Annotated in this window: 15 protein-coding genes; 10 read left to right on the top strand and 5 right to left on the bottom strand. The window is 38.9% G+C overall.

Annotated elements, in window-relative coordinates:
• Nucleotides 1-302 precede the first annotated feature (302 nt).
• Nucleotides 303-1,505, bottom strand: a complete 1,203-nt coding sequence (lhgD, locus tag IE080_RS01095) for an L-2-hydroxyglutarate dehydrogenase (protein WP_189578537.1) — start codon at nucleotides 1,503-1,505, stop codon at nucleotides 303-305.
• A 104-nt stretch (nucleotides 1,506-1,609) separates the two neighbouring features.
• On the opposite strand from lhgD, the gene IE080_RS01090 reads away from it, so the two are divergent.
• The 6 genes from IE080_RS01090 to rplT all read left to right on the top strand — a co-directional run bounded on the left by IE080_RS01090 (nucleotide 1,610) and on the right by rplT (nucleotide 7,385).
• Nucleotides 1,610-2,797, top strand: coding sequence for a DUF4934 domain-containing protein (locus tag IE080_RS01090; protein WP_189578536.1), 1,188 nt, complete (start codon nucleotides 1,610-1,612; stop codon nucleotides 2,795-2,797).
• Nucleotides 2,798-2,802: 5 nt separating this feature from the next.
• Entirely contained in the window at nucleotides 2,803-4,023 is a 1,221-nt protein-coding gene (locus IE080_RS01085; protein WP_189578535.1) for a DUF4934 domain-containing protein, read from the top strand.
• Between the two features lie 115 nt (nucleotides 4,024-4,138).
• Nucleotides 4,139-6,088, top strand: coding sequence for a threonine--tRNA ligase (gene thrS / locus IE080_RS01080; RefSeq protein ID WP_189578534.1), 1,950 nt, complete (start codon nucleotides 4,139-4,141; stop codon nucleotides 6,086-6,088).
• 85 nt (nucleotides 6,089-6,173) lie between these two features.
• Nucleotides 6,174-6,725 carry a translation initiation factor IF-3 gene (gene infC, locus IE080_RS01075; protein WP_189578533.1) on the top strand — a complete coding sequence of 184 codons (552 nt, stop codon included), beginning with the start codon at nucleotides 6,174-6,176 and terminating at the stop codon, nucleotides 6,723-6,725.
• 21 nt (nucleotides 6,726-6,746) lie between these two features.
• A complete protein-coding gene (gene rpmI / locus IE080_RS01070) occupies nucleotides 6,747-6,944 on the top strand; it encodes a 50S ribosomal protein L35 (RefSeq protein ID WP_189578532.1) in 198 nt (65 codons plus the stop codon).
• Between the two features lie 96 nt (nucleotides 6,945-7,040).
• Nucleotides 7,041-7,385, top strand: coding sequence for a 50S ribosomal protein L20 (rplT, locus tag IE080_RS01065; RefSeq protein WP_189578531.1), 345 nt, complete (start codon nucleotides 7,041-7,043; stop codon nucleotides 7,383-7,385).
• Between the two features lie 388 nt (nucleotides 7,386-7,773).
• Here rplT and IE080_RS01060 read toward each other — a convergent pair whose 3' ends face one another.
• A complete protein-coding gene (locus IE080_RS01060) occupies nucleotides 7,774-8,127 on the bottom strand; it encodes a PEGA domain-containing protein (RefSeq protein WP_189578530.1) in 354 nt (117 codons plus the stop codon).
• A 245-nt stretch (nucleotides 8,128-8,372) separates the two neighbouring features.
• Here IE080_RS01060 and IE080_RS01055 point away from each other — a divergent pair, with 245 nt between their 5' ends.
• From IE080_RS01055 to IE080_RS01040, 4 genes are all read left to right on the top strand, one after another.
• Entirely contained in the window at nucleotides 8,373-9,488 is a 1,116-nt protein-coding gene (locus tag IE080_RS01055) for a site-2 protease family protein (RefSeq protein WP_189578529.1), read from the top strand.
• Between the two features lie 215 nt (nucleotides 9,489-9,703).
• Entirely contained in the window at nucleotides 9,704-10,408 is a 705-nt protein-coding gene (locus IE080_RS01050; RefSeq protein ID WP_189578528.1) for a DsbA family oxidoreductase, read from the top strand.
• Between the two features lie 190 nt (nucleotides 10,409-10,598).
• Nucleotides 10,599-11,966, top strand: a complete 1,368-nt coding sequence (locus IE080_RS01045; protein ID WP_189578527.1) for an exonuclease domain-containing protein — start codon at nucleotides 10,599-10,601, stop codon at nucleotides 11,964-11,966.
• A gap of 131 nt (nucleotides 11,967-12,097) precedes the next feature.
• Nucleotides 12,098-12,934 carry an alpha/beta hydrolase gene (locus tag IE080_RS01040; protein WP_189578526.1) on the top strand — a complete coding sequence of 279 codons (837 nt, stop codon included), beginning with the start codon at nucleotides 12,098-12,100 and terminating at the stop codon, nucleotides 12,932-12,934.
• Nucleotides 12,935-13,006: 72 nt separating this feature from the next.
• Here the strand turns inward: IE080_RS01040 and IE080_RS01035 are convergent, their stop codons facing one another.
• From IE080_RS01035 to IE080_RS01025, 3 genes are all read right to left on the bottom strand, one after another.
• On the bottom strand, nucleotides 13,007-14,413 hold the full coding sequence (locus IE080_RS01035; RefSeq protein WP_189578525.1) for an MBL fold metallo-hydrolase: 1,407 nt from the start codon (nucleotides 14,411-14,413) through the stop codon (nucleotides 13,007-13,009).
• Nucleotides 14,414-14,556: 143 nt separating this feature from the next.
• Nucleotides 14,557-15,711 carry an MFS transporter gene (locus IE080_RS01030; protein WP_189578524.1) on the bottom strand — a complete coding sequence of 385 codons (1,155 nt, stop codon included), beginning with the start codon at nucleotides 15,709-15,711 and terminating at the stop codon, nucleotides 14,557-14,559.
• A gap of 6 nt (nucleotides 15,712-15,717) precedes the next feature.
• Complete coding sequence (locus IE080_RS01025; RefSeq protein ID WP_189578522.1) at nucleotides 15,718-17,112, bottom strand: aldehyde dehydrogenase family protein; 1,395 nt, start codon at nucleotides 17,110-17,112, stop codon at nucleotides 15,718-15,720.
• Nucleotides 17,113-17,119: the final 7 nt, after the last annotated feature.

Below are 17,119 nucleotides of genomic sequence, written 5' to 3'. Positions count from 1 at the left end.
AATGAAAATAAAAAAAAGACCTCGAAGAGGTCAAATCGGTATAAAAAACTTGCTTGAAGATTTTAAACTCTAGAAAAGTTTTGGGCTTTATTTTAAAGGATTTATTTTCATTTACACCGAGTTTCACGGAGGAGACGTAGAGCTACACCGAGTAAATAACTGAGTATTCAAGTTAAATCTATGCTCCCAAATTATTTCGCGAAGCATATTTCAAACCTTACTTCGCGCAAGCATATTTCAATCTCTAATTTTCTAACCTCACGCTTCTCGTTTCTCGTCTCTCGTCTCTAAATTCTCACTTCTCACCCAAATCTCTTCAACACCAAATCACTCACGGAATCTCCAATCGACAAGGAACTTGTAGCTGCTGGAGAAGGAGCATTCAAAACATTGATAGCTTTTTCATTTTCTCGAATACAGAAATCATCCAATAAGCCTCCCGTCTTATCGCAAGCCTGTGCACGCACGCCAGCGCCACCATCAACTAGGTCAGATTCTTGTATATCAGGAATCAACTCTTGCAAGGCTTGGGTAAATGCTGTTTTGGAAAAAGAGCGATAGAGTTCCCCCATACCGGTTTTCCAATATTTTGATGCTACTTTTTGAAAACCTGGCCAAGCTAATGTTTCGGAGAGTTCTTTGATGTTGACACCAAAGCGGGTATATCCTTCTCGCTTGAATGCTAATACGGCATTTGGACCTGCTTCCACACCACCTTTTTTCATTCGGGTAAAGTGTACACCTAAAAAGGGGAAATTTGGATCAGGAACAGGGTAAATCAGATTTTTTACCAAGTACTCACGTTCTTTTTTGATTTTATAGTATTCCCCGCGGAATGGAATAATTTTAACATCCAATGGTTCATCTTGGGTCATTTGGGCAATTTTATCAGAGTATAAACCAGCACAGTTGACAATTAATTTTCCTGCAAATTCCTGATGCTGGGTTTGTACATAGGATATCCCGTTAAGGGTTTTCATGCCTTTGACTGTTTTTTGGAGGAAAATTTCCCCTCCCAATTCTTTAAATTTGCTGGCATAGCGCTGGGCGACTACTTTGTAATCCACAATACCTGTCTGGGGCACATGGATTGCTGCTACACCTGCACAATAGGGTTCGTATTCCTTCAATTCATCCAAGCTTATTTTTTTCGTACCGACTAAACCATTTTGTAAAGCTCTGTCAAAAAGGCCATTCAATATGGATAGTTGTTCTTTTTTGGTAGCGACTACCACTTTCCCAGTGAGTTCAAATGGAATGCCCTCTTCTTTGCAAAAATTGACTAGCTGATGGTAGCCATTGATGCAATTGACGGCCTTAAGCGAACCTGGTTTATAGTACAAGCCAGAATGGATTACCCCAGAATTATTACCAGTCTGATGTTTAGCCACCTCATCCTCCTTGTCCAAAATGGCCACTGTTAAGGATGAATTTTTTTGCTTGATTTTCAACCCTGTTGCGAGTCCAACAATTCCCCCACCTATAATTATGATATCGTATGTCATGCCTATTAAGCTTTGAATGGCAAATATACGCTTGGAACAATAGAATATGTAGGGATAGGATAGGAGTTTTTGTTTTAATTGATTAGTTTTATCAAATGACTCGTATGTTCAAACGCTTTACTCTCTTTTTACTAACCATTTGCTTAACCTCCTGTCAAAAAGATCCCAATCAGTCAAGTATTCCAACTTTGATTGTGGATATTGATAACGTCACAGAGGCCAAACTTTCTGATTATTTCGAATCCATAGACTATGTCTGGATGGAAGATGAATCCACTGAAGATGCTTCCATAGGAGTGATGCATCGCTTGATTTCACATCGAGATAAATTCTACATTTTTGATGAAGATATCTGTATTTGTTTTTACATTTTTTCGGATAAAGGCGATTTTATCAGAAAAGTAAGGGGGTATGGAGATGGTCCAGGCTCGTATATGTATCCATCATCGTTTCAAGTTGTCCAAGATACAATACGCTTAGTTGATATTTCTCAAAGGAAAATTCTTTCCTATGATTTAGACGGCAACTGGCTTTATGATGCCAAGCTAAGGTCACCAGCTTTGGAAGTTTTTGTGGACACCAAGGGTAATGAGTTTTATTATGCTGCATCTTATCTATCGACTGATATAATGAATCAGGTGCAAGTTTATGATCAGGTAGGGACATTAAATTTTGAAGGGTTTCCTTTTAGGGGAACTTTTGAAGAAATAAAAACAATCAATCGAGAACCTTTTATTGAAATCAATGAGCGAGTGGTTTTTCTCGAACAATATGCAGACACATTGTTCCTGCTAAAAAATGAAAAGTCAGAACCTTTCTTATTGTTTGATTTTTTAAAAAAGGGCTTCACCGAAAGTGATTTAAATCAAATCAAAGACTACGAACCCTTAGAGTATTTAGATTATTTGAATAACAGGATACCGTTATATTTTCTAGGTATGGCTGTTGGAAATCAAAGACACTTTTTGGGCTATTTTCAATATAGGAATAATCATTATTTAGGAATTTATGATTTCGAAAAAACATCTGGTTCTGTATTCAAATCTGGAATTATCAATGACTTGGATCAAGGTAAAGTAATTCATGGACTAAGTAATTTAAATGATTCCTCGGTATATGCTTGGACTACTGGAAGGGATTTGTACAAGCATGTTCAACATTTGAGAAGTAAAATGACAGATCAAACATGGGAGACCTTTGTAAAAGGAGAAGGGTACAAATTGGTATCTACGGCTAACCGAGCCAAGAATAGTGAAAACAGGGTTTTAATGATTTTGAAATGGAAAAAATGAAAATAATGATAAAAAATACAAACTTAAATTTCAGGTTGATTTTGGGAGGTCTATTCTTTTTTTTGAGTGCTTGTGGACCTATAGCTAACTCTGAAGAAGTAACTGAAAAGGATGGCGTTATCACCATTAAAATTGATGTCGACAACTTAAGAGAAGCAAGCCTTTCGGAGTTTTTTGAGCCAGAGATTGACTATTTATTGCTGAAGGAATCAGAAGATCCCGGTTCTCAAATTGGTGAAATTGCCAAACTAATTGAATACAAAGACATGATCTTTGTGTTTGATTGGTGGATAGGAAAAAGTGTTCAGATGTTTGATAGGCAAGGAAATTTTATTCATAGGATAAGAAATCTTGGAGATGGATTGGGGAAGTACATTGAATTGGCAGATCTTCAAGTTGTCCAAGATACAGTCTACCTACTTGCACATCCATTAAAAATCATCAAGTTTGATTTGGAAGGTAATTTTCTCGATGAGTTTAAGATTCCAGTAACGGGCAGGACATTTCACTATGATACCGATCGAAAGAGTTTCTTTGTATACCATGGTTCGGATGCGGAAAATTTAGTTTCAGAGATAAATCATGCTGGAAAGGTTCTTGGAAGTTTTTTCCCGAGGAATCCATCCATATTTTATGGAATTATGGGTGATCCTGTTAATTTTTATGCCTACGAAAATGGCTTTTATTTTACAAGAACCTATACCGATACTTTGTACACATTCAATCAAAATTCATTTGAGCCTTTGATGGTTTTTGATTTCGGTAAGTTGGCCATGGATCATACTCGGATGATAGAGAAAAAATTGGAATTGGATAATCGTGCATTTTCTGACTATTTTAAAGAAAACTCTGGATCATCTTACGCTCCCTATGGTTTTTCGAATTCCAACTATATCCTGAGCAGACTAATGATGCCAGGCTTTGGTGCAGTTTCAATTTTTGATAAAATCAATAAAAAGCATCATTTGGTAAAATTCGATTTGATAAATGATATTGATGAATCTTTTAACTTTTATCCACCAGTATATCAACTGCAAGAAAATAGAGTTGCTGTAGCTTACAGAGGCCCAAGCTTGTATAATAAGGCTGTAGAAAAGAAACAAACCATGTCAGAACAGGAATGGCAAGAGTACCAACAAGGAAAAGGTAAGGATTTTATAGAGGCCGCATTTTATGGGAAAGAAACAGAAAATTATGTTTTGATGATTCTAAAGACAAAAAAATAAACTCAACCAATCCGTAGTATCTTTTTATAAAGCCATAATGAATTTGCATATTTGCAGGCAAATAAAAAGCATCTGTTTGTAAAGATGCCATGTTTCATGTTTTACATCAATTTTAATGTCTAATCAACAAATTAAGATTACACTTCCCGACGGTTCTGTCCGGGAGTACGAAAAAGGAGTTTCAGGGCTACAGATTGCCAGTAGTATCAGCGAGGGTTTAGCCAGAAATGTTCTTGCCGCCAAAATAAATGGGGAAACTTGGGATGCCAATAGACCTATCCAAACAGATGCTTCTGTCCAGTTATTAACTTGGAATGATGCGGAAGGAAAAAATACCTTCTGGCACTCTTCTGCCCACTTGATGGCTGAAGCTTTGGAAGCTCTCTATCCAGGCGTTAAGTTCGGTATCGGACCAGCTTTGGAAAACGGTTTTTACTATGACGTAGATTTTGGAGATAAACCCTTGGATGGTGCTGAACTCGAAAAAATTGAGGCCAAAATGTTGGAGCTTGCACGTCAAAAGAATGACTACATTCGAAAGGAGGTAGGCAAAGCAGATGCTATTGCGTATTTCCAAGAAAAAGGTGATGAGTATAAGCTTGACTTATTAGAAGGCTTGGAAGATGGTAGTATCACCTTCTATGAGCAAGGAAATTTTGTAGATCTATGCCGTGGCCCTCATATTCCGAATACAGGATTTATCAAAGCTGCTAAGTTGTTGAATATTGCGGGTGCCTATTGGAGAGGAGACGAGAAGAACAAAATGTTGACCCGAATTTATGGTATCACCTTTCCGAAAGCCAAGGAATTGCAGGAATACTTGCATATGTTGGAAGAAGCAAAGAAACGCGATCACCGAAAGCTGGGTAGGGAACTTGAATTGTTTACTTTCTCCGAAAAAGTGGGTATGGGTTTACCTTTGTGGCTGCCCAAAGGTACACTTTTGAGAGAGCGCTTAGTCAATTTTATGAAGCGTGCCCAAGATAAATCGGGTTATCAGCAGGTTGTTACACCGCATATCGGACACAAAGTCTTATATGAAACTTCTGGACACTATGAAAAATACGGGAAAGATTCATTTCAGCCGATAGCCACTCCAAATGAAGGAGAAGAGTTTTTGTTGAAACCCATGAATTGCCCTCACCACTGCGAGATTTACAAGCATAAGCCACGTTCGTATAAGGATCTTCCTATTCGTTATGCGGAATTTGGTACAGTTTATCGATACGAGCAAAGTGGTGAATTGCATGGATTGACCCGTGTGAGAGGCTTTACGCAAGATGATGCGCATATTTTCTGTCGCCCTGATCAGGTGAAAGAAGAATTTGTAAAGGTTATTGATTTAGTTCTTTATGTATTTAAAGCTTTAGGTTTTGAAAACTTTACTGCGCAAATATCCTTACGTGATCCAAACAACAAAGAAAAATATATCGGTTCGGATGAAGCTTGGGAAAAAGCAGAGCTTTCCATTATCGAAGCTGCTGAGGAAAGAGGGCTTTCTACAGTTACTGAATTGGGTGAAGCTGCGTTTTATGGCCCTAAGCTAGACTTCATGGTGAAGGATGCTTTGGGTAGAAAGTGGCAGCTAGGTACCATACAGGTGGATTACAACCTTCCGGAGAGATTTCAGTTAGAATATATCGGTTCTGATAATCAGAAGCACAGACCAGTGATGATTCATAGAGCGCCATTTGGTTCATTGGAGCGTTTCGTTGCCGTGCTGATCGAACATTGCGCTGGAAAATTCCCATTGTGGCTATCTCCCGAGCAAATCACTATTCTACCAATTTCTGAAAAATACAAGGAGTATGCGGAAGAGATCAAAGCAGCTTTGGAAGAGCAGGATATTGTAGGGCAGATTGACAACCGCGATGAGAAAATCGGTAGAAAAATCCGCGATGCAGAAGTGAAAAAGATTCCTTTTATGCTGATCGTAGGGGAGAAAGAACAGGAAGAATCCAAAATCTCTGTACGTAAGCATGGAGAAGGTGATCTTGGAAGTTTGAGCTTGGATGAGTTTATAGCCCATTTTAAAGGGATTATAGCTGAATCATTAAATAATTAAATAAAACGGTAAAATAGTTGGGATTTTTTTTAATCTCGAAATTATTCCGATATTTGCAGTCGATTTCATTAAATACCATACTAATTTGAGAGGAAGACCACCTTACAATAGACAAAGACAAGAAGAGCCATATCGCGTAAATGAGAAGATTAGGGCTCGTGAAATACGCTTGGTAGGAGACTTCATAGAAGGCGGAAATGCTGTTATGACTGTCCCTCAGGCAATTAAACTGGCTCAGGAAAACGACCTTGACTTGGTTGAGATTTCTCCGAATGCTGATCCTCCTGTGTGCAAAATCATTGATTATGCAAAGTTTAAATACGAGCAGAAGAAAAAGCAGAAGGAAATCAAAGCGAATGCTGCAAAGACAGTTTTGAAAGAAATCCGTTTCGGTCCTAATACAGACGATCATGATTTCAATTTCAAATTGAAGCATGCCATTGGTTTCTTGAAAGAAGGTGCAAAAGTGAAAGCTTATGTTCATTTCGTTGGTAGAAGTATTGTCTTTAAGGAGAGGGGTGAAATGCTTCTCTTGAAGTTTGCCCAAGAATTGGAGGAGTATGGTATAGTGGAACAACTTCCTAAGATGGAGGGTAAGCGAATGTTTTTATTCCTTGCTCCCAAGGCTAAGAAATAATTTCAACTAACAAATACAGTTATGCCTAAAGTAAAAACAAAATCAGGTGCAAAAAAGAGGTTCAAGTTAACTGGAACCGGAAAGATTAGAAGAAAGCACGCGTACAAGAGCCACATCTTGACCAAGAAAGCTACGAAGAGAAAGAGAAATCTTACTCAGATGGGTATGGTCGATGTAACAGATGAGGGCAGAGTAAAAGCAATGCTAAGAATCGGATAATCCGACACTTCAATCAAAAATTAACAGGTTTATTTATTCACCAGACGCTGAGGTTTTAAGTCCAACAGGCACCTAGGGTCAAAAAATTACAAAACTATGCCAAGATCGGTCAACGCGGTTGCTTCAAGAGCACGTAGAAAAAAGGTTTTAAAAGCAACAAAAGGTTATTTCGGACGTGGTAAAAACGTTTGGACGGTAGCCAAAAACAAGTACGAAAAAGGTTTACAGTACGCTTACAGAGACAGAAAAGCTAAGAAGAGAGAATTCAGAGCTCTATGGATCCAGCGTATCAATGCAGGTGCCAGACAATTTGGCATCTCCTATTCACAATTTATGGGTATGTTGAAAAAAGCTGACATCGAATTGAACAGAAAAGTTCTTGCAGATTTAGCGATGAACCACCCAGAGGCATTCAAAGCTGTAGTTGAAAAGGTTAAATAAGACCGCACATCTTGTTTAACATAGGAACCTAATAAGTTCCATATAAAAAGCCCGTCACTTATGATGGGCTTTTTTCGTTCGGTTTTCATGGGGTATGTTCTCTCGCAGAAGTCGCTGAAAACGCTGAAAAATTAATTTTGAAATTCCATCCTCTACCAAATCCCTAACGGGAGAGACGACATATCGCTTTTAGCTAATGTTGATCGTGTCTACGACACTTGGCCTATTCGTGGTTGTTATTTTATCAACAGGTTGAAACCCGTTGCTAGCATGCACGCCGCTCCGATGGAGCTTATACTTGGATTATCGCATGTTTTTCAGAGAGAAAATGCCGTAGGCATGACAGACATACTAGCCGAGGGTTTCAACCTTGAGATAGCTTAAAATTTTAATAGTCGGTAGGTTTCAGTTCGAATGTACGGTTTGGCTTGTATTTCATAATCCACAAGAAAGGTACTAATACAAATAGACCACCAATCAAGGCACCTACATCTAGCTCCTCATCTCTAGAAAAGGCAGTATAAAGCGGATAATAACCTTCTTTTTCTAAAGTCACCAAATTGGTAGATGCGACAATTTTCTTATCTGTGTAGGTTACAGGGGTGTTTCCCATATATTCTCCATTGATGTAAAGCTTGGCGTCAGATGGGTAACTTTGGATAACGGTAGTACTTGCACAAGAACTGAACAGCAGTACAGCAATTAGCAAAATACTGGTAGTTTTTAACAATAAATTCTTCATAGGATGGTTTAATTATACGGCAATTTAAAGTCTAAATTGTAAAAAAGCTATGATCGAATCCAAGTAAATTTATTCCATGAACCAAATGCGGTCTACAGTGTTTTATACCCTATATTTGAATAGTTATCACAAAAAAAGAGTTTTATTGACTTCATACTTTTTCTTTGTATTGAGAGACTGTAAAATCAACTACATGATTGACACACAATCAACTCTTTATCTAGAATTAATCGATTAATTTAGGAATGTATCAACCCAAAGAATATCTACGCCATTTTATACTCTTCATCTTAACTTTAGCAGCTACTACCTTAGCCGGGGCAGAGTGGTTGTATGGAAAATCAATCATGGTGGGAGGGGAGCATGCCCTTACTTGGGAATATTTTTTAAAATCCCTTCATTTTTCTGTTCCCTTTATTGGCATTCTTTTAATCCATGAGTTGGGACATTTATTTACGTCCATTCATCATCGGGTGAAATCCTCACTTCCTTACTTTATTCCTGGTTGGTTAGGGTTTCTTGGAGCACTTTCCATAGGTACTTTTGGAGCAGTCATTCGAATCAAAAGTTTCATTAATAGCAGAAAAAAGTATTTTGATATTGGGGTAGCAGGACCTTTGGCAGGGTTTGTAGTGGCTGTGGGGGTCTTGTACTATGGGTTTACTAACCTGCCAGATGCGGATTATATTTATCAGATTCATCCCGAATATTTGGATGAAAACTTTCAGGGACATTCAGCTGAAGAAGGGTATATCACCATCAAAATTGGATATAATCTTTTGTTTTGGATGATGGAAAAGGGCTTGGCAGATCCTGAAAGAATGCCTGATGTATCTGAAATCATTCATTTTCCATACCTGTTTGCGGGCTACTTGGCTTTGTTTTTTACGGCTTTAAATTTACTGCCCATTGGTCAATTGGACGGAGGTCATGTGGTTTTTGGTCTGTTTCCTAAGCATCACAAACAAATCTCCCTCTTCTTTTACAGTGCTTTTATTTTCTATGCAGGCTTAGGAGTAGTTAACCCCTATGATGATCTCAGTCATCTATTGATTGCAATTCCATTGTACATTGGTTTTCTGTATATATGCTATCGTAAGTCGGGATTAGAAAATCAAACTATCTGGACCATAGTTCTAGGGATTGTTGCAGTTCAGTATTTGCTGGTTAACATTTTCCCATCCATCGAAGGTTACATGGGATGGTTATTCTTTGCATTTTTGTTAGGGAGAGTCATGGGACTTAACCACCCCGAAGTGAACGGATTTAAACCGTTAGACCGAAGACGCCAACTCATTGGTTGGATTGCAATAGTAATTTTTGTTATGTGCTTTACTCCACAGCCATTTATTATCGAGTAAAATTATAAGATTATCAATGCCAGAAAAAAGAGCGCTAAAATGATGGCTATCCACTGATAAATGGGATTTCTTTTAGGAAATTCGAATTGGCAGATGGGGCAGAAATCTACATTTTTATCTATATCCATTGCACATGAGGGACATTCTTTTGTTTTCATGGGAACCTTACAGAGATTTTTCGTTTTATGTATACGAATTTAAAATTAATTGGAGTCATGAAGATAGAAATTTGGTCGGATATCATGTGTCCTTTTTGCTACATTGGTAAAAGACGTTTAGAAAAAGCCTTAGAATCCTTTGAATACCGAGATCAGATTGTCATCGAATGGAAGAGTTTTTTGCTTAATCCTGGTATGAAAACTGATCCATCCAAAAACTCATTGGCCTACCTCTCTGAGGTGAAGGGTTGGTCCATGGAGCAAACAAAGCAAATTACCGAACAAGTGGTAGCCATGGCAGCTGCCGAAGGTTTGGATTACGATATGGAAAACACTGTAGTTGCTAATGCATATCAAGCACATCGATTATTGCATTTTGCAAAATCACATGGTTTTGGATCGCCTATGAAAGAGCGATTGTTGAGAGCGTATTTTACTGAAGGATTGAACATTGATGATACAGAAACGCTCATAAACTTAGCGAGTGAAGTTGGTTTGGAGAAAGTAGAAGTGAAAGCTTGTTTAGACTCAGATGCGTTCCTGAAAGAGGTCAATGAAGACGTTCAGGAAGCTCAACAACTGGGTGTAAGAGGTGTTCCTTTTTTTGTGTTGGATAGAAAATATGGTATTTCAGGAGCGCAACAGGATGAGGTATTTCAGCAGACCATCGCCAAAGCTTTTGCTGGTTATCAGGCATCTATGGGGATAAGTTTCTTGGATTCAGATGGACAAGCCTGTGATGTAGAGGGACATAATTGCTAGTTAGTATTGGTTCTAGTAGAGCCCTAAAATTAGCAGCTAGTTGTAAAATTCAATTTATTAGCTTATTGAAAAGATATAAATTCGAACTTGCCTAAATAGCAGATCTATTGCGGCTTTGCCCCTTTGCGAGAAATTCTGACAACCACCGTCACATACTTTATTCCTTCCTCAATCTTTTATACATTCGCCCATGCTATTTGCAATTGTAGATATAGAAACGACGGGAGGAAGTGCACGAAATGCCGGCATTACGGAAATAGCGGTATTGGTTCATGATGGATATCAGGTAGTAGACACCTTTCATACCTTACTCAATCCTCAGCAATATATTCCTGCATATATCACAGGTTTGACAGGCATTGATGAAGCAATGGTAGCTGATGCCCCTACATTCGAGGAAATAGCACAAGAACTTCTTGCCTTATTGGAAGACAAGGTGTTTGTAGCCCATAATGTAAATTTTGACTACGGGTTTATCCGAGAAGCTTTTTCTTCCATCGGTATTTCTTACGAATCCCCAAAGATTTGTACGGTTCAGTTAAGCAGAAAGGCTTTCCCCGGCTTTCCATCGTATAGTTTAGGACGTATTTGCGAACATCTTCGAATTCATATTCAGGATAGGCACCGTGCCTTTGGAGATGCTGAAGCCACCGCCCAACTCTTCGGGGTGATATTCGAAAAAAATGAAGATATTGTTCTTGGAAGCCTTCGAAAACGCCAAACTTTTCACTTTCTACCTCCTCAAATTTCGGAAGAAAAGTTTTTGAGTTTACCCGAAGAGACAGGTATTTATTATTTTTTAGATGAAAAGGGAGTTCCTATCTACATTGGAAAAGCACTTAACATCCGTAGCCGATTTAAACAACATTTCTCAGGTAAATCCGAAGAAGAGGAGAAATTCCAATTAAAATCATTGATTCACGATGTGCAATGGAAAATTACTGGAAGTGAATTTCTTGCTTACTTATTAGAACTTCAGGAAATCAAACAAAAATGGCCCAAATTCAATAAAGCTGCCAAATTCAAGACCTTTAGCTGGGGAATTGTCAGTTACGAGGACGGCAATGGTTATCTACGTTTACAGGTTGCCAAAATCAGTAAAGGAACCCAAAGCTTTGCTCAGTTTAACACTCATGCAGAGGCATTTCATTTGTTGAAGCATAAGGTTCTTGAATACGAACTGTGTCCCAAATTAGCGGGAATTCAGAAGTCCTCGCAATTTTGCTTTGACTATGAAAAAAATGAGTGCAACGGCGCGTGTGGGGGAGTTGAAGGTCCCGATGAATACAACCCAAAAGTCAAACAATTTATACAATCCTTTGCCAAAGAACGAGGGCGCTTATTAATTCAGGATTCAGGGAGAACAGTTGAAGAACAATGTGTTTTATATTTTGAAGATGGGATTTTTCATGGCTATGCTTTTTTGGAGGAAAAGTTGGAATATAATGCTGCAATAGTTGATAAACTCATCCGAGTTCAGCCAGAACGAGATACTCAATATTTGTTGAAAGCTTTTTTTGCAAAAATAGCCGTTGAAAAGATTCATGTTCTTTGGTAAATCGTGATAACCTTTGAAATGTTTGTCTAATTTAGGTTTACCGTAGTTATGACCCATTTTGAGAATACTTGTTCAAAGACAAAATCAATTTATTTTTATTTATTCGGAAAATTGAATTAATTTCAATAGCTATGAAACATTTAGAAACTTCTTATCAAACCCATGATGGCTTAACTTTATCCCTACAAGCTTGGATACCTGATGAGGAGGCCAGGGCATCTATCTTACTTGTGCATGGGTTAGGTGAACATAGTAGTAGATATTCCCATCTAGCAGAAAAATTAGTTAATGAGGGTGTTTCTGTATTTACTTTTGATGGAAGGGGGCATGGAAAGTCTGTATCAAAGCCAACAGCTTTTTTTGAGCGTTATGAAGACTATTTGAAAGACATTGATGCTCTTTATGAAAAAATAAAAAATTATGTACCGCAAAAGCCCTCCTTTATTTTTGGGCATAGTATGGGAGGTGGTTTAGTTGCCGCATATGCCTTGAGTTTTTCTCCAAATACTGATGGTGTCCTATTAAGCGCCCCAGCATTAAAGCCCGATCCAAAGGTATCACCTTTGTTAATTGGAATCTCGAGTATTGTTAGCATGGTTGCTCCAAAATTAAAGGTACTTAAATTAGATGCAACAAAGATTTCAAGAGATGAACGGGAGGTGCAAAAATACAAAATGGATCCTTTAGTGTATCAAGGAGCTATTCCTGCTAGAACAGGTTCGGAGCTTCTAAAAATGATGCAATCGATTAGGGAAAAATCGACAAATTTTAAATATCCCATATTATTAATGCACGGCACAAATGATCAGATGACTAACCCTCTCGGAACAGAGGAGTTTTTTAGGTCAATCCAGTCTAAAGATAAGACCTTTCATAGATACGAAGGTTTATACCACGAACTCATTAATGAGCTTGAAAAGGAAAGCGTAATACAGGATATAGTTGATTGGCTGAATGAAAGAATTTGATTCGTATTTCTGTTAAATAAAAAAAGCTGTTCCATTTTGTGGAACAGCCAATTAACTGAAATAGATACAAATTTATGCCGTTACTGCTACAGTTTTTTCTTCATCAGCCCAATCATTCATACCACCCGCATAATTTAAGATATTTTCAAAACCTTCTGCCTGTAAAATAGAGTAAGCAATAGCTGCCCGTCCTCCTGCTTGACAGTGGATAATTACAGGTTTATCTTTTGATATTTTGTCAAGATTGTCATATAACTTGCCAAGTACTAGGTTGTCCGCTCCTTCAATATGTCCTTTTTTAAACTCAGCAGCACCTCTCACATCAACAATTTGCACATCACTTGTTGAGATTTTTTCTTTGACTGAATCTTTTGATATTGGAGTGTAAGAACTTAGATTACCTTTTTCAAATTCCATTAATTGAGATGGAGTGATAAACCCAGACAAATTATCCAATCCAATGCGCATCAATTTTCGCATAATATCATCTACTTGATTTTCTTCGGCAATTACTATGAACTTCTCATCGTAATTCATGTACCAACCCATGTAAGTGGAGAATGAATTATTATTTGTAATACTTAAAGTTCCTTTCAAATTTGCCTCAGCGTATGCAGTCCAAGGTCTGGTGTCAATTATTTTCAAACCAGCAGATTTTGCATCTGAGAATTCTTCCCTAGAGAAATTCTTTATTTTTGGTACTTCTGTCAAAAGCTTTCTATCAACTTTATTTAGCTTTTTCATCATCGCAAAATACTTAGGAGGCTCAGGCTGATCAGCAAGTAGTTCCTGTGTAAATGCTTGTTTATCATTTAGAAGTTGGAGTGCCCAGTTTCTAATTTTTTCATATCCTACTGTGGTCATTGGAACTGCTCCTAAAGCTTTTCCACAAGCAGATCCTGCCCCGTGACCTGGCCAGACTTGGATATAATCACCTAGTTTTGCAAACTCATGTAAGGAATCATACATTTGAGCAGCTCCGATATCTTGAGTTCCTTTAATTCCAGCCGCTTGTTCTAATAAATCCGGTCTCCCAACATCACCTACAAAGACGAAATCACCAGTGAACAACATAACAGGTTCAGATGAGGCTGGTTTATCGGTTAGTAGAAAACTCACAGATTCTGGAGTATGTCCAGGAGTATGAATGACTTCAAAAGTCAAATTCCCCATTTTAACTACATCTCCTCCTTTAATTTTATTGTGAGGAAATTCATACTTCCAATTTTCATCACCTTCGTCAGAAAGGTATAGATCAGCACCTGTCAAAGCAGCTAGTTCCCGTGATCCTGATAAAAAATCGGCATGGATATGAGTTTCTAATACGTGTGTAATTTTAAGGTTATTTGCCTGCGCAATTTGTAGGTATGTATCTACATCTCTTTTAGGATCGATAACAGCGGCAATACCAGCTTTTTGGCATCCAATAACATAACTGGCTTGAGCCAAACTTTTATCATAAACAAGTTCGAAGAACATAGGTTAAATATTTAGAGTGTTTTCAATTTATTTTCTTTGTTGTTCAACAACAACATGACAAAAGTCAGACTTTTAGCGTTCATTTTTTGTGAGAAAAGTTACTTTTACAAAAGGCCTTAATAAGATAGATCTTTAAAGGAAGGTTAAAAACTTTTTTTAAAAAAGTATAAACCAAGTAACGGGCCTAATCCAAGAGCGAATAAAAGTAAGTGTGCCGGGATCGCATTGAAAAAAAATTGTGCTAATTGGATACTCGGAATGGTTAACGCAAACCCAATACTATTTACAATGGTCAGGGCGGTTGCTCTGGAATTTATCGGTGCATAGGTAGCAACCAAGGTAGAAAACATGGGTGAATCTGCTGTGACTGCCATCCCCCAAACCATTAGGAAAATCAGTAAAATGGCAGTTGATGGCTGTAAAAAAAACAAAGGAGAGAGGGCACTGCAGATCCCCGAGATTTTCAAAGCAGTTCCGGCTATAAAGGCAGGAGAAAGTTTCTCCGATAAAAAACCTCCCAAGGCGCAAGAAAGGCCCCCAATACCGATCACACAGAAGCTAATGAAGGGAATGTCAAGACTGATCGTATGAACCTTCATATAAGCGGCTAAAAAAACAGGCACAAAAGCCCAAAAGGTATACAGCTCCCACATGTGTCCAAAATAACCAAAGGCAGCAGCCCGGAATTTTGGTACCTGAAAAACCTTTGATAATGCTCTGAAATCAATTCCTTGACTCTTTTTTCGATGAGGCCCATCCGGGACACCCAGCAAAATCAATATCCCTCCAAGCATGGCCAAGGCAGATGTTCCGTACAATACCCAAGCCCAGGGCAAACCATCAGAAAAAGCTTTGATCAGGTGTGGAAAGGAGGTTCCCAATACCAAAGCCCCAACCAATAAGCCTAAGGATTTCCCCAAACCTTTATCAAAATAATCCGCCGCAATTTTCATCCCAACGGGATAAATCCCCGCAAGAAAAAAACCTGTTCCAAATCTGAGCGCTAAGATTTCCCAGCCTGTAGCAGCTAACCAGACAATCGATAGATTAAGACTTGCTGCCATCAGCGCACTGATAAAAAATACCTTGGAAGGAGAAAACCGATCTGCAATGGTGAAAATGGCAAAGAATAATGTCCCCACAATGAATCCTACCTGCACGGAAGAAGTGATATGGGCTAAATAGGTGTCTGCTAATCCATATTCCTGAGCGAGGTCCTGCACGACAGCATTGCCGGCAAACCATAAAGAAGTGGCGAAAAACTGCGCCACCACTATCTTACTCAGGATTTTATTCATATAGATTTATAGATACTTGCTTTTAAAGACCAGAAGTTTGGTTCGGGTCATCTCATGCATGCTGTAAGGAATTCCTCCCATACCTTCTCCGGATTGATCCCTTCCGCCAAATGGCATCCAATCCACCCGAAAAGCGGTATGGTCATTGACCATCACAGCATTGGCATCGAGCTTTTGCATCGTATCCAAAGCAATATCCAAGTTTTGAGTGAATACTGCTGATTGAAAATGATAAGGAACAGCATTTGCCTGCTGAATGGCTTGAGCTCGATCTTGGTAAGGATAGATACAAATCACCGGACCAAAAATTTCCTCCTGACTGACTTTCGAGTCCACAGAAGGATTCCAGAGGACTGTTGGTGCATAGCAATTGTTTGCTAAGACTTTTCCTCCAGTCAATAATTCAGCACCTTCGGATACAGCTTCCTGCACCCATTCATCGATACGACCCACTTCCTTAGGCAAAATCAACGGCCCCACTTCGGTATCTTCGGAGAGCGGATCGCCTACCTTCAGTTTTTCAGCTGCTTGAGCAATACCTTCGGCCAGTTCACGTGCAATGTTTTCATGTGCAAATACTTTTTGCACAGAGACGCATACCTGTCCTGCATGGTAAAAACCACCTTTTGCCAATGGGCCAATGAGCTCCGAAACATCACAATCCTCTGCAACAATCACTGGCGCAGTCCCTCCATGTTCCAAGGCGATTCTGGTTCCGGGAGCTAATTTTGACTTCAAATACCATCCCACTTTACCCGAACCAATAAAGGAAAGGTAATTTACACGAGGATCAGTTGCGAGCTTTTCTGCCAATTCATTGTCCAAAATTAAGCCTTGTACCCATCCTTCTGGAATACCGGCTTCTTCCAAAATCTTCAAAAACCGAATACAGGAGAGGGGAGTGGTGCCGGCGGGTTTGACGATAACGGGACAGCCTGCCGCAAAAGCGGTGATGGTCTGATGCACGATTAGGTTTAAAGGATGGTTAAACGCTGAAATGGATGCAACCACACCAATGGGTTCGCGCATTGTCCATGCTAAGCGATTCGTTGAGGCAGCAGTCAGACCCATAGGGATTTGCGTCCCGGTAAGCCTGCCGATTTCCTCGGCTGCTATTTTTACTCCGTTGATCGCTCGCAGCACTTCTACTTTGGAATCCTGATATGGTTTACCCCCTTCGGAAGCCGCTAATTTTGTCAGCTCTTCCACTTGTCCTTTCATCAGTTCCTGCACTTTCTCCAGCAACTCGATTCTTTGATGGGCAGGCATCCACTGACTTCTGTCTTGAAAAAGCCCATAAGCTGTTTGCAAAGCTTTTTCCAAATCCGAATCAGTGTTATATGGGATTTCTTTAAGAAGTTCGTTCGAAAAAGGAGAATATACACTCAATAGTTGGCTCATACCTGAA

Source organism: Mongoliitalea lutea, from assembly GCF_014652135.1.
Taxonomy (GTDB): domain Bacteria; phylum Bacteroidota; class Bacteroidia; order Cytophagales; family Cyclobacteriaceae; genus Mongoliitalea; species Mongoliitalea lutea.
This window is presented reverse-complemented; position numbering and strand designations above follow the sequence as displayed.